A 24372-nucleotide genomic window follows, 5' to 3' on the forward strand; every position below is an offset into this window, starting at 1 on the left:
CTATTGGCAAGCAATCACTTTTTTTTACGTGCTACCGGGCCAGCTTTGTCCAATACCCCATTCACGAATTTATGACTATCTTCGGCACCAAACGTTTTTGCCAATTCGATACCTTCATTAATAGCCACTTTGTAGGGAACATCATCACGAAAGCTTAGTTCAAACATCGCAACGCGCAAGATAGCTTTTTCCACCTGACCTAACTCTTCAAGCTGGCGGGAAAGATACGGAGCCATCAAGGCATCCAATTTTGCAGCATTCACCGCGACCCCGGACAACAATTCACGGAAATAGGTGACATCAACACCGGTTACATCCTGCTCTGACAGAAACTGCAATTCAACATCAGCGATGCTGTTTTTGGATAATTGCCATGAATAAATTGCCTGAACAGCACACTCACGAGCACGACGACGAGCAGCAGGTTTCACAAAATTCCCCTTAATTAAAACTAAAAAACTTAAGCCTTAATGGCTTTAATTACATTAATCATTTCCAATGCGGTCAAGGCAGCTTCAGCTCCTTTATTGCCCGCTTTAGTACCCGCACGTTCAATCGCCTGTTCAATATTTTCGGTTGTCAGAACACCAAACGTGACAGGAATATTGCTGGACATTGCCACACTGGACAAGCCAGAACTACACTCACCGGCAACATATTCGAAGTGAGCCGTACCGCCACGGATAACAGTGCCCAAAGCAATAACCGCATCATACTTTTCGGATTCAGCCAGTGCCTTAACTGTCAACGGCAGCTCATAAGCTCCCGGAACCCATACTACGGTGATATTGTCTGAAGAAACCTGACCGATGCGTTCCAGCGCATCCACGGCCCCTTCCAGCAGGCTGTCATTAATGAAGTTGTTAAAGCGGGCAATCGCAATCGCAATGCGTGCTTCAGGAGCTGCAACAACACCTTTGATTATGTTCATAGCCTTCCTTATATCTTATTAATATCCGCAGGGGGGCGGATCTTATCACATTCTTTTTCTCTGCGTCTTGATTTATGTTCAAAGTTAAATCAGAGCACTTAGCGCGGTCGTAAACGAAGACGCACATCAGGCCCAACCTGTTGTACATCCAGCAGCGTAAATTCTGGCGCATCCGATAATTTTTGTAGTTCAGGGATAGCAAACAGCCCACGAGCGCTGTTTCCCAATACTTTTGGAGCGATATAGAGGATCAGCTCATCAACCAAGCCCAAAGACAGCAAAGCACCTGCCAGCATTGGCCCACATTCAGCCCAGACCGAATTTATCTGACGTTTGCCAAGCTGCATCATCAGCAGAACCAAATCAACACCAGCGCCGTGTGCCGGCAATACTATCCTTTCAATAACCCGCTCAATATCTTCAGGCCAGCACTGTTCATCTTTTTCAGAATCTACCGAGTCAGTATGCACTAACCAACATTGCCCTGATTGTTGAACAACTTGATGTTGTGGCATCACACGATTTTGACTGTCCACAATAATACGGACCGGTTGACGCAAGAGTTCTTGAGGATAAACAGACTGAGTTTCTGCATCCAGTTCATTCCAGCGAACCGTCAGTGAAGGGTCATCTGCTAACACCGTCGCGCTGGAACTCAGGATAGCACTGCATTGTGCGCGCAATTTCTGTACATCCTGCCGTGCTTCCGATGAAGTGATCCATTTACTTTCACCCGATGCCAATGCAGTACGCCCATCCAATGAGGCTCCCAGTTTTAATTGCAGATAGGGAAATCCAGTGCGCATACGCTTGAGAAATCCTTTATTCAGTATTTCGGCCTGTTCCATCATTAAACCATGTTCAACCGCAATACCTGCCTGCTGCAATTTATATAAACCACGTCCTGCAACTTGTGGATTAGGATCCTGCATTGCCACCACAACACGACTTATACCTGCGGCAATCAAAGCATCAGCACAAGGAGGAGTTTTACCATGGTGGCTGCATGGCTCAAGGGTAACATAGGCCGTTGCACCTTTTGCCTTGTCACCAGCCATGTGAAGAGCATGAACTTCTGCGTGAGGTTCACCCGCACGTAAATGAAAACCTTCCCCTATTATTTGGTCATCTTTGACAATGACACAACCCACGTTCGGGTTCGGGGATGTCGTAAAACGCCCCTGATACGCCAGTTCCAGCGCCCAGGACATATATGTTTCATCAAGAGTCATAGTGATGGCCTTTAATCTTGTAGTCTGGCGATCTCTTCACCAAATTCCCGAATGTCTTCAAAACTACGGTAAACAGATGCGAAACGGATATAAGCCACTTTATCAAGTTTTTTCAGCGCATCCATTACGAAATTGCCGATCATTTTAGACGGAATTTCACGCTCTCCCGTAGCCCGAACCTGTGACTTAATGTGGCTAATCGCCATTTCCACATCATCAGAGCTGACAGGGCGCTTTTCCAGTGCCTTCTGCATGCCACGACGCAATTTCTCTTCGTCGAAAGGCTCCCGCATATCATCACTTTTTATGACTCTTGGCATCACCAGTTCTGCAATTTCAAACGTGGTGAATCGTTCATGACATTCGAGACACTGACGGCGGCGGCGCACTTGTGAGCCATCTCCTACCAGACGGGAATCAATAACTTTAGTATCAACGGCTGCGCAAAATGGGCAATGCATATTGTTTCCTGACAGTTAACCGAACAGATAGACAGTTTACCTTGAAGTGATAATGAAAAACACCCTGTCAGTAAGTACTCACAGGGTGTTTGAATAAGACAAACTATTTCATTAAAAACCGCTCATTAAAAGCTGGTCATTAAAAACTAGCCAGTAAGAACTATGTCATCACAAAAACTATGTCATCACAGAAAAAGTGATTAAGGAAGAATGGAAGGTTGATCTGCCCCTTCTTTCTCCACTTTCTGCACAACAATATGCTCGCGCTTCATACCGAGTTTCAGCGCCAGCGCAGATGCAACATAGATAGAAGATGCTGTACCAATGGAAACCCCAATTAACATCGCCAGTGAAAAGCCTTTCAGCATCTCGCCACCGAAGATATAAAGCATCAGCACCACCAATAATGTTGTTGCTGAAGTCATTATCGTACGGCTCAAAGTCTGAGTCAGAGAAACGTTTACGATCTCATATGACGTACCACGGCGTATCTTACGGAAGTTCTCACGAATACGATCCGAGACAACAATACTATCGTTCAATGAATAACCGATAACGGACATCAACGATGCCACAATGGTCAGGCCAATTTCAATGTGGAATAACGACAATATACCTAATGTAATGATAACGTCATGAGCAAGCGCAATAACGGCCCCTAACGCCAGACGCCATTCGAAGCGGAATCCGACATAAATCAGGATACAGATCAGTGCCACCAATAGCGCCATTGCCCCAGTTTGCGCTAACTCGCTTCCCACACTTGGGCCAACAAATTCAACTCGCTTAACAGCCGCATCTTTATCAATCTCTGCGTTGATGACCGAGATAATTTTATTGCCTAGCTCCTGACCTGCATTACCAGTCACTGGCGGCATACGAACCATTACGTCACGGCTGCTGCCAAAGTTTTGCAGAAGTGGATCTGCAAAACCATTTTTCGTCAGGCTCTCACGCATTTTATCCAGATCAGCCGGTTTACTCAGGTTAATCTCAATTACCGTACCTCCGGTAAAATCAAGCCCCCAGTTAAACCCGCGAGTTGCTATCATTACGATAGAAGCAACTAACAGCAGAAACGAAACAGTAAAGGCAACGTTGTCCCAGCGCATAAAGTCGATGACTTTACGCCCATAGTTTAATTGTTCAACAGAGTAATCCTGTGCCACAACGTGCTCCTTAAATTGACAGCTTATTGATACGCTTACCACCATATAACAGGTTCACGATTGCGCGTGTTCCTACAATGGCAGTGAACATTGACGTCGCTACACCGATGCTGGTTGTGATCGCAAATCCTTTGATAGAACCCGTTCCTACTGCATACAAGATAACGGCGGTAATCAGCGTCGTCAGGTTGGCATCAATGATACTGGAAAAAGCACCTTTATAACCTTCATGGATAGCCTGCTGTACGCTACGCCCGTTGCGCAGTTCTTCTTTGATACGTTCGTTTATCAAAACGTTCGCATCCACCGCAACAGCCAAAGTTAATACAATACCTGCAATACCCGGCATCGTCAGTGTCGCCCCCGGTAGCAAGGACATGATACCGACGATCAAGACCAAGTTTGCCAACAGCGCACTACTCGCTATCAAGCCAAATTTACGATAGTAAATCACCATGAACAATACAGAAGAAATCAATCCCCACAAACAGGCTTCAAGACCTTGCTCAATATTCTGCATACCAAGAGTTGGCCCAATTGTGCGCTCTTCCACAATCTGGATTGGGGCAATCAGAGCACCTGCACGCAGCAATAATGCCAATTGGCGCGCTTCATTCGGGTTATTAATCCCGGTAATACGGAAATTATTACCCAAACGGGATTGAATAGTTGCGATGTTGATAACTTCTTCGTGCTTAGCCAGAATTGCCCGGCCGTTAGCGTCTTTCTTACCGCTGTCTTTATACTCCACAAACAGCGTTGCCATAGGCTTCTGTAAGTTATCTTTGGTGAAGTTAGACATTGCAGTACCACCGGCACTGTCCAGGGAGATATTAACCTGGGGATACCCGTTTTCATCAGTACCCGATGTTGAATCGGTAATATGATCACCCGTCAGGATAACACGCTTGTACAGCACAGCAGGGCTACCATCACGGGTATATTTTAGTTCTGAATCACCCGGAATACGGCCTGATGCAACAGCGCTTTGGTCAACGTTGGTATTTACCAAACGGAACTCCAGCGTTGCAGTTGCTCCAAGAATTTCCTTCGCACGGGCAGTATCCTGAATACCTGGTAATTCAACGACAATACGGTCAGCACCTTGACGCTGTACCAAAGGTTCAGCAACACCCAGTTGGTTAACACGGTTACGCAGGATAGTGATGTTCTGCTGTACAGCATAGGAACGAGCTTCACGCAAACGTTCATCACTCATGACTGCTTTCAAGGTACTGTTAGCGCCTGTCGAAAACACCAGGTCGCGGTGGCGGGGTACAAGATAGCTTTCTGCTTTCGAGCGGGCATCATTATCACGGAAACGAATTTCTACACCGTAATTCTCAGCCTTGCGGATAGTGGAATAAGCAATGCCTTGGTCGCGCAGTTCAGAACGCAGACTATCAATATTCTGTTCCTGAAGTTTACTCATGGCAGTGTCCATATCCACTTCCATCAGGAAGTGGACTCCTCCGCGCAGGTCTAAGCCCAACTTCATCGGCTCAGCGCCAATTGTGTTTAGCCAGATTGGGGTCGCAGGGGCAAGATTTAATGCCACAACATACTGTTCACCCAATGCAGAAACTAAAGCTTCACGAGCACGGAGTTGAATATCCTGGCTATTGAAACGAGCAAGAATTGCCCCATTTTCCAGTGCAATGGATTTGCTCTTGATCTGTTCTTTATCTAAAACATTACGGACTTGGTCCAGCGTTTTTTCACTGGCGGCGATACCTCGTGCGCCAGTGATTTGCACAGCCGGATCCTCACCATAAAGGTTGGGAAGTGCATAAAGCAGACCGATGAGGATCGCAGCGATCAGCATCAGATACTTCCACAAAGGATAACGGTTCAACACGGCAAGTTCCCTTCGGGAAAATCGGAAAATTAAATAGCCTTCATTGTACCTTTCGGCAAAATGGCAGCGACGAAATCACGTTTGATAGTTATTTCTGTAGTGTCATTCAGGGCAATTACAATGTAGCCAGTTTCAGACACTTTAGAGACACGACCAACCAAACCACCAGAAGTCAGTACTTCATCTCCTTTGGAGATGGAATCCATCAGTTTTTTATGTTCTTTGGTGCGTTTTTGTTGCGGACGCAGAATCATGAAATAGAAAATCAAACCGAAAACAACCAGCATGATAATCAGAGAATATGGGTTTCCCTGAGCTTGCGCTGGCGCACCAGCAGCTGCCGCAGCTTCAGAAATAAAAAAACTCATCAAATATCCCTCATTGTTATCGAAAACATCATTTGCGAAGCATGTATTTTAAAAAATAGTTTTCAAAAACAAGTTTCAAAAAGTGGTTTCCGAAAAATGGTTTGCGAAAAAATAGTTCTCGAAAAATTTGCCATCGAAAATCGATAATGGCTCGATCAAAAACCAGCCCAATATGCTACACACATTGAGGCTGGTTAGTCACGCCAAATTATACATTTAACGCTGGAACGGGTTTACCGATCCGCTGATAGAACTCTTCAACAAACTGTTCCAGTTTGTCCTCTTCAATGGCTTTACGGATCCCGGCCATCAAGCGCTGATAATACCTTAGATTATGTATTGTATTCAGCCTTGCACCAAGAATTTCGTTACAGCGATCAAGATGATGCAGATACGCACGGCTATAATTTCGGCAAGTATAGCAATCACAATGCTCATCTAATGGAGATGTATCTTCTTTATGTTTCGCATTGCGGATCTTGATCACACCGTCTGTCACAAAAAGATGACCATTTCGGGCATTACGAGTTGGCATAACGCAGTCAAACATATCGATACCGCGACGAACACCTTCAACCAAATCTTCTGGTTTACCCACTCCCATCAAATAGCGTGGCTTATCTTGTGGAATTTTCGGACAAACATGTTCTAAAATGCGATGCATGTCTTCTTTTGGCTCACCCACAGCTAAACCACCCACTGCGTAACCGTCAAAGCCAATTTCCACCAACCCTTTGACAGAGACATCACGCAAGTCTTCATAAACACTGCCCTGAATGATACCAAACAGCGCATTTTTATTGCCTAGCTCATCAAAACGCTGACGACTGCGTGCTGCCCAGCGCAATGACATTTCCATAGAGCGTTTGGCATAATCCCAATCCGCAGGGTATGGTGTACATTCATCAAAAATCATGACGATATCGGAACCCAGATCGTATTGGATTTCCATCGATTTTTCCGGACTGAGGAAAACGGGCGTTCCATTGATAGGATTGCGGAAATGCACGCCTTCTTCCTTGATTTTACGCATTGCCCCAAGACTGAAGACCTGAAAGCCGCCAGAATCAGTCAAGATCGGGCCCTGCCACTGCATAAAATCATGCAGATCGCCATGCAGTTTCATGATTTCCTGGCCTGGACGTAACCACAAATGGAAAGTATTTCCCAACAGGATTTGAGCTCCTGTCTCTTTAACCTCTTCCGGTGTCATGCCTTTGACTGTGCCGTAAGTTCCCACAGGCATAAACGCTGGTGTTTCTACTAAGCCTCGATCAAAAATCAGGCGACCACGGCGAGCGTGCCCGTCCGTCTTTTGTAACTCAAATTTCACTTAACCTCCAGACATCAGAAAAACAGTCCGATGCGATGTTTAAAAATTGTTCAAACCAGCAGAGCTGGAGTGACGAAACTTTTTTTTGCTACTATTTTTTTGAAGCCATAATTTATTTCTTTTGGAGCCATCGTTCTTTTGCAGCCAGAGAATTACGATTAATAAACATCGCATCACCGTAACTAAAGAAACGATATTTCTCAGCTACTGCTGCTTTGTAGGCATCCATGGTATTTTTATAACCCGCAAATGCAGAAACCAACATGATTAATGTAGATTCTGGCAAATGGAAATTAGTAATCAGTGCATCAACAACCTGATATTCAAATCCCGGATAGATAAAGATTTGGGTATCATCGAAAAATGGAGCAATAAGACCATCCTGACAAGCACGGGCTGCACTTTCCAACGAACGAACTGACGTTGTTCCCACTGCCACCACTTTATTGCCACGCGCTTTGCACGCCAGTACAGCATCAACAACGTTCTGTGGTACTTCTGCATATTCAGCATGCATAACATGGTCTTCGATTGTCTCTACACGTACAGGCTGAAAAGTTCCTGCTCCCACATGCAGGGTGACAAAAGCCATTTCTACGCCTTTTTCACGCAAGGCAGCCAAAAGTGGCTCATCAAAGTGCAACCCGGCGGTTGGTGCAGCAACCGCTCCCGGACGTTCATTGTATACCGTTTGATATAATTCCCGATCCGCCTCTTCATCAGGGCGAGCAATGTAAGGCGGTAACGGCATATGACCGATTTCATCTAAAATGGTCAATACATCTCGCTTGTCATCAAAACGAATTTCAAATAAAGCATCGTGGCGTGCCAACATTGTCGCTTTGATGCCGTTATTTGCCCCAAAAGCATTCTCACCAAGCGCTTTATCCTCGCCAAGGATCAACTCTGCACCTTCTTTTGGTGCCTTAGATGCACGAACATGAGCGAGTACTCGCTTATTATCCAGCATCCTTTCTACTAAAACTTCCAATTTGCCACCTGTTGCCTTACGACCAAACAAGCGGGCAGGAATAACTCGGGTATTATTGAAAACCAACAAATCTCCCGCTTCCAATTTATCCAGCACATCAGTAAAAATGCCGTGTGTCAGCTCGCCTGTTTCCCCGTTAAGGGAGAGCAAGCGGCAGCCACTGCGCTGTGATTGGGGATAATGAGCAATCAGCTCTTCTGGCAGTTCAAATGTAAAATCAGCGACACGCATTTTATCTGTATCATTCAAAAAAACAGGCGGACTAGTCTAGTGCTGCACAGACAATGGTGCAAGAAAGAAGCATATTAGTTTCACTATTTACGCTATACTCTTCCCCATGAATTTTCTCGCACACCTGCATTTGGCAGCATTATCCGAAAGCTCTTTACTGGGTAATTTAATGGCAGATTTTGTCCGTGGTTCCCCAGAAGGCTTATTCAGCGCCGATATTGTATCGGGTATTCGTCTGCACCGTAGAATAGACAGCCTGACCGATAATCACCCTTTGGTCATCGAAGCCCGGACGTTATTCCGTAGTGAATATCGGCGTGTAGCACCTATAACTCTTGATATCACCTGGGATCATTTTCTATCCCGACACTGGAATAAACTTGAAAAAAATTACTCTTTACCGGAATTTGTTCACCTTGCCCACCACCAAATAAAGCCCCATCTCGATTCCACTCCTGAAAAATTTCAGGAATTGAACCAATATCTCTGGTCACAAAATTTGTTGATCCGTTACGCTGATCTGACATGTATTGCTAATGTCCTGCAAGGTATGGCTAGGAGACGACCGAAATTATCAGCACTGGCGGGATCGTACCAAGATGTTGAACATCATTACTCTGATTTTGAAGCACTATTTTGGCAGTTTTACCCTCAAATGATGGTCTTAGCCGCAGACAAGCGCTTACTGGAACAGAAAATTTCTCCAGAACCTTGCACTTTTACCAAATAGTTTTATCTTATTGTAGGTGAAAAGGAATTAAAAATAGATTATCAATAGGTAAAACCTATTATATTAATTGGTATTTTATCCTTTATTGCTATAACCTAATTCCTTATGCTGTAGCCCGTTTCCACAAATACCTAAGGGTAGAATCTTTTAAAATCACAGGAGTCAATTATGGTTTTAGTAACCCGCCAAGCCCCTGACTTTACAGCTGCTGCGGTTCTCGGTAACGGTGAGATTGTTGATAACTTCAACCTGAAAAAACATCTGAATGGTCGTCCAGCCGTTATCTTTTTCTGGCCAATGGACTTCACTTTCGTTTGTCCTTCAGAGCTGATTGCTTTCGATCACCGTTATGAAGAATTCCAAAAACGTGGTTTTGAAGTTATCGGTGTTTCTTTCGACTCTGAATTCGTTCACAACGCATGGCGCAAGACCCCAATCAACGAAGGCGGTATCGGCGAAGTCAAATACCCAATGGTTGCTGACATCAAACGTGACATCATGAAAGCATACGGTATTGAGCACCCAGAAGCGGGTGTTGCTTTACGTGGCTCTTTCCTGATCGATAAAAATGGTGTTGTTCGTCATCAGGTTGTTAACGATCTGCCACTGGGCCGGAACATTGACGAAATGCTGCGCATGGTTGATGCGCTGCAATTCCACGAAGAACATGGCGAAGTTTGCCCTGCACAGTGGGCCAAAGGTCAAGAAGGTATGGGCGCTTCCCCAGAAGGCGTAGCTAAATACCTGACCAAGAATGCTGACAAACTGTAATCTCCGTCAGTATTCAATCCGTTAATAGCTTCACATTGTTAACGGAGCCTTCAAACCAGCCGTACTATCGGCTGGTTTTTTTGACAGGCGCTCAAAAATTCACCTTCCCAAAATCCCAGGTTTTCTATAAGGTAATATCACAAATAATTAACAAAGACCTTATAATTTTTTAGGGCTTTTATTCAACAAACCGAAGATAAGGAGCAAAAATGTCCAAGACATGGAAAATCCCGCTCATCGCTGTCTCGTTATTCGTATCCTCTACTCTTTATGCTGCTTCCGAACTTGCTGTTGAAGCCAAACAAGGCATGGTAGTCAGTGCACAACATCTGGCATCACAAGTTGGTGTTGATATCCTCAAAATGGGAGGTAATGCTATTGATGCCGCGGTTGCTGTGGGCTATGCAGAAGCTGTGGTCAACCCCTGCTGCGGGAATATCGGTGGAGGGGGTTTTATGACCATCCATCTGGCAGATGGTACAGATACTTTCATTAATTTTCGTGAAACAGCACCCGCGGCTGCCAGTGCCGATATGTATCTGGATAAAGAGGGTAATGTTATTAAAAGTGCCAGCTTATATGGTTATAAAGCCATCGGTGTGCCCGGCACAGTTATGGGACTGGATACCGCACTGCAAAAATACGGTACGTTAACCCGAGAGCAAGTCATGGCACCGGCAATCAAGCTGGCACGTGAAGGTTATATCCTGACCCGCGGTGATACGGATATTATGGACACCACTGTCAAACGCTTTACTCAAGATCCAGAAGCTGCCCGCATCTTCCTGCGCAAAGATGGAACACCTTTTCAACCAGGAGACAAACTGGTTCAGACTGATTTAGCCAACACGCTGGAGATGATTGCCAAACAAGGGCCAGATGCTTTTTATCACGGTAAAATTCCACAAGTCATTGAGGAAACCTCAAAGAAATCTGGAGGGATCATTACAGCAACTGATTTTGCCAATTACACTATCACCGAAACCACACCCGTCACCTGTAGCTATCGCGGATATAAATTCATCTCTCCTCCTCCTCCCAGCTCCGGTGGCGTCACACTGTGCGAAATATTGAACATTGTTGAAGGTTACGATCTCAAATCCATGGGATTCAACTCTGCCGCCTATATCCATACATTGACGGAAGCTATGCGTCACGCCTACATAGACAGAAATACTTACCTTGGTGATCCTGCGTTTATCAAAAATCCGCTTGATCGTCTATTAAGTAAAAGCTATGCAGAATCTATCAGAAAAGCGATCCAGCCAAACAAAGCAACACCGTCAAAACTGGTTCAACCAGGTATTGGCCCACACGAAAAACCAGAAACAACCCACTATTCTGTCGTAGATAAAGATGGTAACGCAGTATCAACAACTTATACCATTAATGGGCGCTTTGGTGCTGTTGTCATCGCTCCAGGTACTGGCTTTTTCCTGAACGATGAAATGGATGACTTCACGACTAAGGTTGGGGAAAAGAACATGTATGGATTGGTTCAAGGAGCAACCAACTCCATCGCCCCTGGTAAGCGCCCACTATCATCCATGAGCCCGACACTAGTGACCAAAGATAATAAAATCTTTCTGATCTTAGGCTCTCCGGGTGGTTCAAGAATTATCTCTATCACCTTACAGGCTGCCTTGAATATCATCGAATTTGGTATGCCTCCACAAGAAGCGGTTAATAGCCCACGTATTCATCATCAATGGCTGCCAGATGAAGTCTATTATGAACAACGTGGCCTTTCGCAAGACACCTTAAATTTACTGAAAAAAATGGGGTACAAAATGGTAGAGCAGACTCCATGGGGTGCAACTGAATTAATTATGATAGGTTTACCGGGTGCTGTCGGTGTTTCTCCAGCCAATTCATCAGGCAATGATTCCTCCGTCTCAGGCAAAGTTCGTGAAGGATATATCTATGGTGCCAATGATGTACGCCGACCTGCTGGCGCAGCTATTGGCTACTAATTATTAGCAACTAAAGAAGAACAATTAATAAATTATTTTAGGGGCAATAAATGCCCCTAAAATAACGAATGAACTTCAATCAGATTGCGACCAATTTAGTTAGACCAATTTATAGTTTTATCGACTGTCAAAGCTGCTCCTGCTGAACTTCATGCTTTGGGATTTTTGTTGAGCCTACGACGCGATCGTAGATAGCAAACACCATGACAGACACCAGAGTCGGCATTAACCATGCCAGCCCTTGCTCTGCCAATGGCAAATATTCTGCCCATGTTGGCGATAAGTGAACCAGATACTCAGACGCTTTAACCGCATCCAGGATCCCAAATACCAGGCTAACCAGCATAGCGGGAGCCAGAATACGGGTAAAGTTATTCCACCAACGATTTGTAAAACTCAACAATATCAGTGTAATACAAGGTGGATAAATTGCCGTAAGCACCGGAATTGAAAACGCAATCAGATGGCTCAAACCCAAATTAGAAACCAGCATAGAGAACAATCCCAGGCTTAAAACTAGAGTACGATAAGAGAGCGGCAGATAACGGCTGAAAAACTCAGCACAAGCACAGGTCAAACCGACTGCTGTTCCTATACAGGCAAGGAAAATCAATATCGCCAGTAAGAAGCTCCCATAATTTCCAAAAGTATTCTGAACATAAACATGCAGGATCTCGGCACCGTTTTGAGCTGTTGGTATTAACGTTCCACTCGCCTCCCCCAATTTGAACAAAGAGAGGTAAACCAGAGTCAGACAAAGCCCCGCAATCAAACCCGCATACATAGCGTAACGGGTCAACAATACAGAGGATTCCACTCCTCTGGAACGCGCAGCATTAACGATAACAATACCGAATACCATTGCCCCCAGTGTATCCATAGTCAAATATCCATTCACAAAACCATTTGAGAATGGGATTTCCTGATAAGTATTAGAGGCAGGGATAGGGCTACCAGCAGGCCACAATAATGTTGCAATACCCAGGATAGCCAGCGCTAGCATTTTGACAGGTGCCAGTATACGTCCGATATTATCCAGTAATCTCCCCGGATAAAGTGCAATGAGGATCACCAGCAGGAAATAGATGGCGCTATAAATAAAAAGCGGAAGCTTACCGTCTCCTGTCAGCGGTGCAATACCCACTTCAAAAGAAACAGTTGCAGTTCTTGGTGTTGCAAACAGCGGTCCAACAGCCAGATAGCAAACAGTCGCCAGTATTAAACCCGCTATTTTACCGATAGGAGAACTCAGCGTTTCAATTCCGCCCCCCGCTTTCGCCAGAGCAATAACGGTGATGACTGGTAGGCCTACCGCAGTAATCAAGAAACCAGCAGCAGCAATCCAAACATGCTCACCCGCCTGCAAACCAACCATAGGCGGAAAAATAATATTCCCCGCTCCAACAAACAGGGCAAAGGTCATAAAACCTAATGCCAAAATATCTTTAGATGATAAACGATGTGCCATAGTGTTTGATAATAAATTATTGTTAAATATTAAATATGAAATAGTAAATGCTATATATTTAGTTACGCATGTAAATAAAGTAACTATCGCAATTACTGAAATTTTCATTGGTGAGACTAAATTCTTACTTTAATGTGGGGAGCGTTTTATATTCAATGATACCCGTAAGATACAAAATGATAGTAACAACTAGAATCGCCAATAACTGACCATAAGTAAAGCTTTTATATCGCCAAAAGACAAGTGGCAAACCAAAAAGCAGAATAATATCCTAAACTAGTTTTTAAAAATAGTGATTATTATTATCTATAATTGAATACATAATATATGATTTGCATTTTTTATTCATTTTCATCAATAACCCCGAATTTACCAACCAAGCATCTTCTAATAATTATTGAATTCATCAACAACAAATTTATTAGATATATCTAGTGGAATTTAGTTTTATATTTATTGATAGATATTGTTATTACTTTATAGGAAAGACAGAGCCAACAGGCATCAGAGCGGCATTGATTTATGCCGCCCGAATTATTTTCTTACAGAAGAATTAATAATTAACCTGAATTCTGAAAGTTTTGGTGAAAGCCTAAAACGACTCCGGGGAGGAACAGGCCATGGACAAGTTAGTTGAAATTTTCTGCGATGTCGACGACTTTTGTCGTCTTTTCATCCCCCAGTGGGCGCAGTTTTGTCTCGATAACGGATACCGCCTGCGCCGCAGACAAGGCCGCATGTATCCCAGTGAAATCATGACAATTTTAATCCTCTTTCAGCGGTCGCATTACCGTGATTTTAAAAACTTTTATTTGGAGCATATCTGGCAATACCATCACCGCGACTTCCCCTCCTTGCTCAGTTATACCCGTTTTATCAGCGTTGCCCCGTCCGTTTTGGTCCCCTTATCCAGTTATCTGACTCAATTAAAAGGAAAACCGACAGGCATTGCTTTTATCGACTCCACGAGTTTGCGCGTTTGTCATAACATCCGTATTCCTCGTCATAAGGTCTTTCAGGGCATAGCGCAACGCGGAAAAACCTCAATGGGATGGTTCTATGGGTTCAAATTACACCTGATTATTAACCATCTGGGCGAAATTTTAGCGCTTAAAGTGACCCCGGGTAATGTGGATGATAGGGAGCCTGTACGCGAATTATCAAAAGATCTCACGGGTTCTCTTTACGGCGACAAAGGATATCTGAGTCAGGAATTGGCGGATGATTTAGCTAAAACGGATATCACCTTTATCACGAAAAAGCGCCGCAACATGAAAGCGCTTGCACTGGCTGAGTGGGATAAGGTTATGCTTAAAAAGCGTTTTATCATTGAAACGATTAATGGACAATTAAAAAACGGCTCTCAATTAGAACATTCTCGTCACCGAAGTATAACCGGTTTTTTGTTAACCATTTTAACGGGATTGATTGCTTACTGCCTTAAAGAGAAAAAGCCATCACTGAAAATTTTCTACTCAGAAGAAGATATTTCAGTAATAGCTTAAGCGGAATTGGGGTTAATTAGTATATCAACATTATCCCCGCTGGATTTCATGCTTTGGAAGTTTGCTTTCTCCCGCAATGCGATCATAAATAGCAAATACTACCACTGACAACAGAGTCGGTATTAACCATGCCAGCCCTTGATTTGCCAACGGCAGATGAGTTGCCCATTTAGGCAGTAAGTGTGATAAATACCCAGATGATTTAATGGCATCCAAAACCCCAAACACCAAGCTGACCAGCATAGCGGGAGCCAGAATACGGGTGAAGTTATGCCAACAACGGATCGTAAAACTCAATAATATCAGTACAATACAAGGCGGATAAATTGCTGTGAGCACTGGAATTGAAAATGTAATCAGATGGCTCAAACCCAAATTGGAAACCAGCATGGAAAACAACCCCAGGCTCAAAACCAGTGTGCGATAGGAGAGCGGCAGATAACGGCTGAAGAACTCAGCACAAGCGCAGGTTAAGCCTATTGCGGTTACCATACAGGCTATGAAGATCAATACCGCAAGGAAAAAGCTTCCATAGTTACCAAAAACACTCTGAACATAAGCATGCAGGATAGTCGCACCATTGTCAGCTTTTGGTACTAATATGCCGCTACCTTCCCCCAATTTGAACAAAGAAAGGTAAACCAGAGCCAGACAAAGCCCTGCGATCAAACCAGCCCACATGGTATAGCGGGTCAGCAATGAAGAAGATTCCACCCCTCTGGAACGCGCAGCATTAACGATAACAATACCGAATACCATTGCGCCCAGTGTATCCATAGTTAAATATCCATTCACAAAACCATTTGAAAACGGAATTTCCTGATAAGTCTCAATAGCAGGAATAGAATGGCCCGCTGGCCATAACACGGCTGCAACGCCCAGAATTACCAATGCCAGTATTTTGATGGGTGCCAACACATGTCCAACGCTATCCAGTAATTTGCCCGGATAAAGTGAAACCAGAACCACCAATAAAAAATAGATTATGCTGTAAATGAAAAGCGGAAGTTCTCCGGAACCTACTAACGGAGCGATACCTACTTCAAAAGAAACGGTCGCAGTTCTCGGTGTTGCAAACAACGGGCCAACAGCCAGATAACAGACAGTCGCTAGTATTAAACCCGCAGTTCTACCGATAGGGGAACTCAGTGCTTCAATCCCGCCCCCTACTTTCGCCAAAGCAATAACGGTAATGACAGGTAGACCTACAGCAGTAAGCAAAAAGCCAGCGGCAGCGACCCAAACATGCTCCCCTGCCTGCAAGCCAACCATAGGTGGAAAAATGATATTTCCCGCACCAACGAACAGAGCAAAAGTCATAAAGCCTAATGCCCAAATATCCTTAGATGATAAACGGTATGTCATAGTGATTGTTAACTTATTGTTACTGAAAGAATTGCATATGCAATAGTAACTATTGCAAATACTTGAATTTTCACTGGCGAAACAGGATCCTGGTTTAACAGTCAGTGATAAGTATCATATTCCTTGATACTCGCAAGACACAGAATGGTAGTGGTAAGAACAGCCAGAATCGCCAACAACTGCCCCCAAGTAAAACTTTTATAGCGCTAAAAGGCAAGCAACAAACCAAAAAGCAGAGTAATATCTCAAACTAATTTTTAAAACTAGTGATTATTATCATCTATCATTGAATACACACTATATGATTTGCACTTTTTTTATTCACATTGATTAATAAATCATTTTTTTGCCCGTGTTATTACCATTAAATTGCATTAACCTTTTGATTTTTTAATCAGTTTACCTATATCAGAGACAATAAGCGGCTGAGGCAACAAGAAACTAAATGTTGAGCCTTGCCCTACAGTGCTTGAAATATCGAGATGTGTATTGTAATGATGCAAAGCATGTTTCACGATCGCCAACCCCAACCCACTTCCACCTGTTTGTCGTGAACGAGCACGATTAACCCGATAAAAACGCTCAGTCAGGCGGGGTAAATGCTCTTGGCTGATCCCTTGACCATTATCTTCGACTTTGAACAGTGCTCCCTGAGAGGATCTAGACCAACTAACTACAATACGAGTACCTTCCACTGTGTGGTTTATCGCATTGTAAACGAGGTTCGACATTGCACTTCTCAGTTGTTCTTCATTCCCGAAAACCCGCAGTTTTTCATCGATATCAAACGCAATATCATACCGATTATCTGCCAGTGTCAGCACTTCCTGCTGCAATAAAGCCAACATAGCAGGCACATCAACAACATCATGCATATCCACCTGCGATCCGATTTCAATTCGGGAGAGATGCAATAGTTGTGTAACCAGACCATCCATTCTTCGGATCTGTTCCTGCATTATCCTGATCGCTTTCTGGTTTGTTTCTCTACTCAGCTCCTGATCCTGCATCATTTCCAGATAACCTTGCAGTACTGTTAATGGTGTTCTCAACTCATGACTGGCATTGGCAAAAAAATCGCGTCGGAAATTTTCCAATCGCCGCTTTTGTGTAATATCACGGGCAATCATCAATAGTAGCCCTTCTGCATATGGCATTAACTGAAATTCCACCAGATGACTATTATTTAATTCGATGGAAAGAGGGTAAGTAAAATCGCCCGCAGTCATATAGCGACTGAAATCAGGATAGCGAAGCAAATTAAAAATAGGCTGCCTATTATCTTCAGGCCAACGGAACCCCAATAAATGTTGAGCTAAGCGATTACACCAGAAAATATTACCTTCCACTGTCATCATCACCAGTGCATCCGGTAATGATTCTGCCCCGCTACGGAACCGTTTTATCAGTAATGCCAACTCGCGACGACGCTTACGGTTACGTTGCTGCAACTGATAAATGCCGTAAAATATGGGTTCCCACCCTCCACGACCTGATGGAGGCAACATACTGCGATCCAGCCAGAGCCAGTCTGATAATTTCAGCAAGTTGTAACCATGCCATACCAGAGCCAGCAATAATGCAACCACCAGCAACCACGCCAGACGACCAATAAAGAAAGATAAAATAATCGCAGGCAGACAAAAAACAAACAGCCCCAGTACTAACTGCTTCCAGGATAACCGCTCCAGCACGTGACTCTCTCCAGCATGAAATTAAATGCTTATCATAATCATTTGGTTTACTTAGATTTTTACCTGATTTTTTTCATCTGATTTTGTTCACTAAGTGATATTCAACAAATCTGCCCACATAAAACCTATCCACATAAAACCTATCCACATAAGATCTATCCACACAAAATCTATCCACAAAAATCCAAGCGATAAAAACCAGACAGATTAATAACGGGTGGAGAAACGATAACCTGTACCACGAACAGTTTGTACCATTTTATCGTGTCCACCGGTTTCAAGCGCCTTACGTAATCGACGGATATGCACATCAACAGTACGATCTTCCACATAAACATTCGCTCCCCATACATAGTTGAGTAACTGTTCACGGCTATAAACACGTTCAGGATGTGTCATGAAAAAGTGGAGCAGTTTGAATTCTGTTGGCCCCATATCCACATCCTGCCCCTGACTAGAAACTCGGTGAGATACGGAATCCAACATTAACCCGTCCATATTGATAATATCTTCCTCTGCCATGGGAGATATACGACGCAGCACAGCTTTAACACGAGCAATCAATTCCTTCGGAGAAAATGGCTTAGTGATGTAATCGTCTGCGCCAACATCAAGCCCACGAACCCGATCTTCTTCTTCCCCCCTTGCAGTCACCATGATGACAGGAATATCTTTGGTATTATTGCTGCGCTTCATTTGTTTAATAACTTGTATTCCTGAGCCACCAGGCAGCATCCAGTCCAATAACACTAAATCAGGGTAAGGCTCCGACAGACGCCCGATAGCTGTATCATAATCTTCTGCTTCAACAGGTTCATACCCATTCTGCTCCAGCACAAAACACACCATTTCACGAATAGGGGTTTCATCTTCAACAACCAAAATACGTCTAACCATGGTTAATCCTGCCAATATTATTGACGTCAGCAAAACTCACAGTAATTCATTGTGAGTCAATTTTATTACAGTTTTATGAATTCCTTCTGTCTTCATCATAAAACTGTAATCAACATTGCAGGGAATTTATTACATAGCTGCCATATTTCATTGTGATTGCGAAGCTGCTCGAAAACCTGCGAATGAAATCGTAATGACACACGACATCCTTTGAGCACTCATTATAATTAATAGCCGGACGGATAAGCGGAAAGCTGAAACAGCAAAACAAGAAAAGTAAGAAGAACAGAGTAAAAAAACATGCGAATCATTCATACGTCAGACTGGCATCTTGGGCAATATTTCTTTACCAAAAATCGTGCTGCAGAGCATCAGCACTTCTTACAGTGGCTTATTGGGCAAATAAATGAATATCAAGTTGATGCCCTGATTATTGCCGGAGATGTTTTTGATACGGGCTCTCCACCCAGTTATGCCCGTGAGCTATACAACAGGTTTGTCGTGGACTTACAACCCACTGGCTGTCAGCTCGTTATTCTTGGTGGAAATCATGATTCCGTCGCCACACTCAATGAATCAAAGACCTTATTTTCTTACCTGAATACCACCGTCATTGCTTGTGCAGAAACTGATATCCAGCAACAAATTAAGTTACTGAATAACAAAAATGGTCAACCTGGCGCCATTCTCTGTGCCATTCCTTATCTGCGCCCACGGGATATCATGATAAGTCAAGCGGGGCAATCAGCCATCCAGAAACAGCAGGCACTACAAGATGCTATCACGGAACACTATCATCAGCTCTATCAGCAGGCTCGTCTATTACGGGAACAACTCGGTCACCCTCTGCCTATTATCGCAACCGGGCATCTGACCACTGTAGGGGCTTCTACCTCGGATTCTGTCCGGGAGATTTATATTGGCACACTGGATGCCTTCCCCGCTCAGGCCTTTCCTCCTGCTGACTATATTGCTCTGGGGCATATTCATCGCCCACAACTGATCAATCAGGCTGAACATATTCGTTACAGCGGCTCACCCATCCCCTTAAGTTTCGATGAAGTCGGTCAAGAGAAAAGCGTCTGTTTGGTTGAATTTAAGAAGGGCAAGTTCAATGGAGTCACCCTGTTACCCATTCCTGCTTATCAGCCCATGCAATTAATTCGGGGGAATTTGCAGCAAATAGAGGAACAATTACAAACTTTCAGTGACTATCAGGGAGAACGTCCTGTTTGGCTGGATATTGAAGTTGCAACTCAAGATTATCTGCATGATATTCAGAAACGCATTCAGTCTATGGTTGTCGATCTGCCTGTCGAAATTATCCTGCTACGGCGTAGTAAAACCACACGGCAAATCTTACTGTCGGAAAAAAACAAAGAGACACTTACCGAATTGAGTGTATACGAAGTTTTCGAAAGACGGCTGGCATTAGCTGAAATTGACGATCAACCGCAGAAACAACGCCTGATAACCCTGTTCAGGCAAACACTGGACGATATTGCTCAGCAATATACTCAGGAACAGCAATGCAAAAACTATAGCTCGGAAACTAGAACTCAAAACAATAGTTCAAAACAATAGTTCAAAACAATCGCTCAAAAACAATGGCTCAGAAAAAATAGTAGGATGCAATAGTATGAAAATTCTTAGCTTACGGCTAAAAAATATTAATTCCCTACAGGGTGAATGGAAAATTGATTTCACAGCAGAGCCTTTTGCCAGCAACGGATTATTTGCTATTACTGGTCCGACAGGTGCAGGAAAAACTACCCTATTGGATGCTATCTGCCTCGCCTTATATCACGAAACCCCGCGGCTCAACACCATTTCAGCCAATCAGAATGAATTAATGACCCGCCATACAGCCGAATGCTTGTCAGAAGTTGAGTTCGAAGTTAAAGGGGTTGCTTATCGTGCCTTCTGGAGCCAGCGTCGTGCCCGCAATCAAGCTGACGGCAAACTCCAGCCCCCGAAAGGAGAATTAGCAGACAAAAAAACAGGCAAGATTCTAGCTGACAAGATACCGGATAAAAAAGAGAAAATTGCTGAAATAACGGGTCTTGATTTCGACCGCTTTACTAAATCTATCCTCCTGTCACAAGGTGATTTTGCTGCATTCTTAAATGCAGATGATAAAGACCGTGCCGATTTACTGGAAGAACTAACTGGTACAGAAATTTACGGCATCCTGTCGCAGGAAATTTATCAACGCCACAAAGAAGCCCAATCTGAATTAACTATCCAACAAGCAAAGGCTTCTTCAATTGAGTTATTAACGCCGGCACAGATCGAAGAATACCAAAATCAGCAACACCAGCTTATCGCTGCAGAAACTCATCTCAACCAACAACTTAAAGACTTACAGACAACTGAACATTGGCTCGTACGACAACATGAATTAGAGCAAGCATTAACTAATAACAAATTACTTTTTCAACAGGCGGAGCAGGCTATGCAAGATGCCTACCCCCAATTACAACAACTGGCTGCCAGTGAACCTGCCGAAAAACTTCGCCCATTGTGGGATGCTCAAAATCGGGCTTTTAATGAAAAGCAGCGGCTGGATGAGCAACACAGAAAAATAGCACATAAGATTGAACAACAATGTTCTTTATTACAACCAGCCCAGCAAAAGCAGGTTGAACTGGAAAATGCCCAAAAAGAGCATATACAGCATCATATGCGACAGGAAAAACTGATTGCTGAGCACATTGTGCCACTCGATCATAAGATTGAAATTCAATCGAAAGATTTGCTCACTCAAGAGAAAGAGGTTACTGCATATAATCGTGAACTGACAGAAATATTGTCTCAATATCAAGTGACGGAAACTCAGTACATCACACTGAATAAAGAACAAAAAACGCTGGAAACATACTATGAAGAACACGCTTATTTTCGTAAGCTGGAGAGTAAACTACCTGAATGGAAACAGCTCTTTTCTCGCCAGAAAGAAAAACAAATTCAGATAACCAGACTCAGACAAAAAAACCAGCAAATTACCACTGAGCTAACCTGTACGAATGAGCATCTGAATGCCTTAAATACGACGCTGGTACAACAAGCTGCACAAAACCAGCCATTACAGGATGAACTGATCCTTGCCGAAAAAGAACTGAGTAGCTTGCAAGCAATTCACCCATTGGAACAATTACAAAAACAGTTATCAGATTACCAATCACAACTCAGTTCACAAAACCAACTGGAGATTTTGCAGTCCCAGATCCAGCAATTACAGGCAACGATTTCAGATAATCAGACACAACTCGCACAAACTCAGGCATTACTGGAACCTTTACCCACTCAGATAACCGCTCTTGAACTGCAATTAACAGAAGCACAGCAACATCATCAGGATTTGGCTGAACGTATTCGCCTGGAACAGCGGATCATCAGCCTGGAACAAGAACGCAACCAATTGAAGGAAGGCGAAGCCTGTCCGCTTTGTGGGGCAACACATCACCCTTTGATCACCGAATACCAAAATATCACCCTGCCAAAATCAGAAGAGCGCTTGAAAGTTCTGAGCCAGAAAATAGAACAGCTACAAGGAGAACGCTCTGCTTTACAGCAAAAACAGCAGCTTCAGCGAGAGCGAAGTGAACAATTACAGCAATCCATTGCACACCTCACATCTCAACTGGCAGAGATAATTAAACAATGGCAGTACCATTATCAACAGCTACAATCCTCTGAATTTACAGTAGATGAATTATCAGCAGAAACAGGGGATATAGGTCATTTTATTGATCAACGGAAAGCGGCTTATCTACAACACCAGAAACAGTACGAAGCACTATTACAAGCTGAAAAACAGTATCAGGCTGCGGAAAAATCACTATCGAATCATCGTGAACAGTACAAATCGTACGAGCAAGAAATCGCGCTGGAAAGGGTCAAACAAGATACTTATCAGAAACAATTAACGGAAAATACAGATGAACTGCGCCAGACAGAAGCAGAATACACAGCCACAACAGAACAGCTAACCTTCGAATTACATGATACGCCATTTGTATTACCGGAACCGCCGGAGGCTGAGAATTGGCTACAGCTACGTGATAACGAATTAAAAAACTATCACACTTCGCGAGAAAAGTGGCAACAATTACAACGGGAACAGGCAGCCCTGCAAAGTAAACTTGACGAACTGAAAAAGCAAAAAGATAAACTGACCGATAAACTGCAAGCATTGAGTGAACAGCAACAACAGCAAAAACTGTTATTGCAAAAAACACAACAAGAGCGTTATCAATTATTTGGTGAACAATCCATCAGTGCCGCCCGTCAGGAATTACAGCAAAAGACGAATAAATTGGATACCGCCTATAAACAAGCGACGACAGCTTTGCAGCAGTTACAGGACAAAATGAATCAATTAACGGGTGCAGCCAGTGAAATTGAACGAAGCTGTCACACTGCCGAAACCGAGTGTAAATTAACATCCAACGCTTTCCAGCAAGGGTTGCAACAACAAGGTTTTTCTAATCAAGCTGCTTTTGCGCAAGCTTTACTGAAGCCTGAACAGCGAGAAGCTCTGCAACAATTACAAGAACAACTTACCAAACAGAGCCTGCAAGCTAAAACACGATATCATGAATCAGAAGTTATATTACAACGGCATAGAGAAAAATCACCGTTACTGCTGGAACAATACGAACCGTCACAAGTAACCGAACTCTTGGCTAATATCGCCGATGAACTGAAACAAAATAATCAGCTACAAGGCGCAGTAAAAAACCGGCTCAACAGCGATACTAATCGTCGGCATCAGCAACAGGAACTACTGACACAAATTGCCCTTTCACAACAAAATTACGACGACTGGAGTTATCTCAATAACTTACTCGGCTCCGCTGATGGTGCCAAGTTCCGGCGTTTTGCTCAAGGGCTAACATTGGATCATTTAGTCTATCTGGCCAATATTCGGTTAGAAAAATTACACGGCCGCTACTATTTACAGCGTAAACGACAAAGCAAAGATGATGGTGGATTGGAGTTACAGATTGTCGATACCTGGCAAGCCGATGCAATTCGAGATACCAAAACCCTCTCAGGTGGTGAAAGTTTCCTCGTCAGTCTGGCACTGGCATTGGCTCTGTCTGATCTGGTCAGCAACAAAACTCAGATAGAATCCCTGTTCCTTGATGAAGGCTTTGGTACTCTGGATTCAGAAACCCTTGATATCGCTCTGGATGCACTCGATCACCTGAATGCAACAGGAAAAACCATCGGTGTTATCAGCCATGTTGAAGCGATGAAAGAGCGTATCCCTGTGCAGATCAAAGTAGAAAAAATGAATGGATTAGGGGTCAGTAAGTTATCGCCAGAATTCCGTGTTCATTGCCATAACAGGAGTTGATATAACAAGACCATAAGGGAATTTGCCTGC

The 24372-nt window shown here is 43.6% G+C and carries 19 protein-coding genes; 6 read left to right on the forward strand and 13 right to left on the reverse strand.

Annotation, left to right across the window (positions count from 1 at the left end; genetic code table 11):
• Positions 1–14 precede the first annotated feature (14 nt).
• From nusB to queA, 9 genes are all read right to left on the reverse strand, one after another.
• Positions 15–431 (reverse strand): transcription antitermination factor NusB, encoded by a 417-nt coding sequence (gene nusB / locus AAC852_RS18320; RefSeq protein ID WP_047678391.1) that lies wholly within the window; start codon positions 429–431, stop codon positions 15–17.
• A gap of 29 nt (positions 432–460) precedes the next feature.
• Positions 461–931: a 6,7-dimethyl-8-ribityllumazine synthase gene (ribH, locus tag AAC852_RS18325; RefSeq protein WP_323864363.1), complete on the reverse strand. Its 471-nt coding sequence runs from the start codon at positions 929–931 to the stop codon at positions 461–463.
• A gap of 98 nt (positions 932–1029) precedes the next feature.
• Entirely contained in the window at positions 1030–2163 is a 1134-nt protein-coding gene (gene ribD, locus AAC852_RS18330; RefSeq protein ID WP_340622223.1) for a bifunctional diaminohydroxyphosphoribosylaminopyrimidine deaminase/5-amino-6-(5-phosphoribosylamino)uracil reductase RibD, read from the reverse strand.
• Between the two features lie 11 nt (positions 2164–2174).
• Positions 2175–2624 carry a transcriptional regulator NrdR gene (gene nrdR / locus AAC852_RS18335; protein ID WP_038262912.1) on the reverse strand — a complete coding sequence of 150 codons (450 nt, stop codon included), beginning with the start codon at positions 2622–2624 and terminating at the stop codon, positions 2175–2177.
• A 200-nt stretch (positions 2625–2824) separates the two neighbouring features.
• The gene (gene secF / locus AAC852_RS18340; protein WP_340622224.1) at positions 2825–3793 is read right to left on the reverse strand and encodes a protein translocase subunit SecF; all 969 of its coding nucleotides are present in this window, start codon (positions 3791–3793) and stop codon (positions 2825–2827) included.
• Positions 3794–3803: 10 nt separating this feature from the next.
• Positions 3804–5651: a protein translocase subunit SecD gene (secD, locus tag AAC852_RS18345; RefSeq protein ID WP_340622225.1), complete on the reverse strand. Its 1848-nt coding sequence runs from the start codon at positions 5649–5651 to the stop codon at positions 3804–3806.
• A gap of 29 nt (positions 5652–5680) precedes the next feature.
• The gene (yajC, locus tag AAC852_RS18350; RefSeq protein WP_340622226.1) at positions 5681–6019 is read right to left on the reverse strand and encodes a preprotein translocase subunit YajC; all 339 of its coding nucleotides are present in this window, start codon (positions 6017–6019) and stop codon (positions 5681–5683) included.
• 208 nt (positions 6020–6227) lie between these two features.
• The gene (gene tgt / locus AAC852_RS18355) at positions 6228–7352 is read right to left on the reverse strand and encodes a tRNA guanosine(34) transglycosylase Tgt (protein WP_340622227.1); all 1125 of its coding nucleotides are present in this window, start codon (positions 7350–7352) and stop codon (positions 6228–6230) included.
• A gap of 112 nt (positions 7353–7464) precedes the next feature.
• Positions 7465–8574: a tRNA preQ1(34) S-adenosylmethionine ribosyltransferase-isomerase QueA gene (gene queA, locus AAC852_RS18360; RefSeq protein WP_340622228.1), complete on the reverse strand. Its 1110-nt coding sequence runs from the start codon at positions 8572–8574 to the stop codon at positions 7465–7467.
• Between the two features lie 106 nt (positions 8575–8680).
• Here queA and AAC852_RS18365 point away from each other — a divergent pair, with 106 nt between their 5' ends.
• The 3 genes from AAC852_RS18365 (at position 8681) to ggt (ending at position 12048) form a co-directional block, all read left to right on the forward strand.
• The gene (locus AAC852_RS18365) at positions 8681–9304 is read left to right on the forward strand and encodes an acyl carrier protein phosphodiesterase (RefSeq protein WP_340622229.1); all 624 of its coding nucleotides are present in this window, start codon (positions 8681–8683) and stop codon (positions 9302–9304) included.
• Positions 9305–9472: 168 nt separating this feature from the next.
• Positions 9473–10075 (forward strand): peroxiredoxin C, encoded by a 603-nt coding sequence (locus AAC852_RS18370; RefSeq protein WP_047678367.1) that lies wholly within the window; start codon positions 9473–9475, stop codon positions 10073–10075.
• A gap of 209 nt (positions 10076–10284) precedes the next feature.
• On the forward strand, positions 10285–12048 hold the full coding sequence (gene ggt / locus AAC852_RS18375; RefSeq protein ID WP_340622230.1) for a gamma-glutamyltransferase: 1764 nt from the start codon (positions 10285–10287) through the stop codon (positions 12046–12048).
• Positions 12049–12175: 127 nt separating this feature from the next.
• Here ggt and brnQ (AAC852_RS18380) read toward each other — a convergent pair whose 3' ends face one another.
• Positions 12176–13516: a branched-chain amino acid transport system II carrier protein gene (gene brnQ, locus AAC852_RS18380; RefSeq protein WP_340622231.1), complete on the reverse strand. Its 1341-nt coding sequence runs from the start codon at positions 13514–13516 to the stop codon at positions 12176–12178.
• Positions 13517–14136: 620 nt separating this feature from the next.
• On the opposite strand from brnQ (AAC852_RS18380), the gene AAC852_RS18385 reads away from it, so the two are divergent.
• A complete protein-coding gene (locus tag AAC852_RS18385; RefSeq protein WP_340619422.1) occupies positions 14137–15021 on the forward strand; it encodes an IS982 family transposase in 885 nt (294 codons plus the stop codon).
• 30 nt (positions 15022–15051) lie between these two features.
• On the opposite strand, the gene brnQ (AAC852_RS18390) is transcribed toward AAC852_RS18385, so the two are convergent.
• The 3 genes from brnQ (AAC852_RS18390) to phoB form a co-directional block, all read right to left on the reverse strand.
• Positions 15052–16386 carry a branched-chain amino acid transport system II carrier protein gene (gene brnQ / locus AAC852_RS18390; protein WP_340622232.1) on the reverse strand — a complete coding sequence of 445 codons (1335 nt, stop codon included), beginning with the start codon at positions 16384–16386 and terminating at the stop codon, positions 15052–15054.
• 374 nt (positions 16387–16760) lie between these two features.
• Complete coding sequence (gene phoR / locus AAC852_RS18395) at positions 16761–18080, reverse strand: phosphate regulon sensor histidine kinase PhoR (protein WP_340622233.1); 1320 nt, start codon at positions 18078–18080, stop codon at positions 16761–16763.
• A gap of 207 nt (positions 18081–18287) precedes the next feature.
• Complete coding sequence (phoB, locus tag AAC852_RS18400) at positions 18288–18977, reverse strand: phosphate regulon transcriptional regulator PhoB (protein WP_340622234.1); 690 nt, start codon at positions 18975–18977, stop codon at positions 18288–18290.
• Between the two features lie 300 nt (positions 18978–19277).
• On the opposite strand from phoB, the gene sbcD reads away from it, so the two are divergent.
• Both sbcD and AAC852_RS18410 read left to right on the forward strand, forming a co-directional pair.
• Entirely contained in the window at positions 19278–20561 is a 1284-nt protein-coding gene (gene sbcD / locus AAC852_RS18405) for an exonuclease subunit SbcD (protein ID WP_340622235.1), read from the forward strand.
• 55 nt (positions 20562–20616) lie between these two features.
• Positions 20617–24342 carry an AAA family ATPase gene (locus AAC852_RS18410; RefSeq protein ID WP_340622236.1) on the forward strand — a complete coding sequence of 1242 codons (3726 nt, stop codon included), beginning with the start codon at positions 20617–20619 and terminating at the stop codon, positions 24340–24342.
• Positions 24343–24372: the final 30 nt, after the last annotated feature.

Origin of the sequence: Xenorhabdus siamensis, from assembly GCF_037996745.1 — a bacterium.
In the GTDB taxonomy this organism is placed as follows: Bacteria; Pseudomonadota; Gammaproteobacteria; order Enterobacterales; family Enterobacteriaceae; genus Xenorhabdus; species Xenorhabdus indica.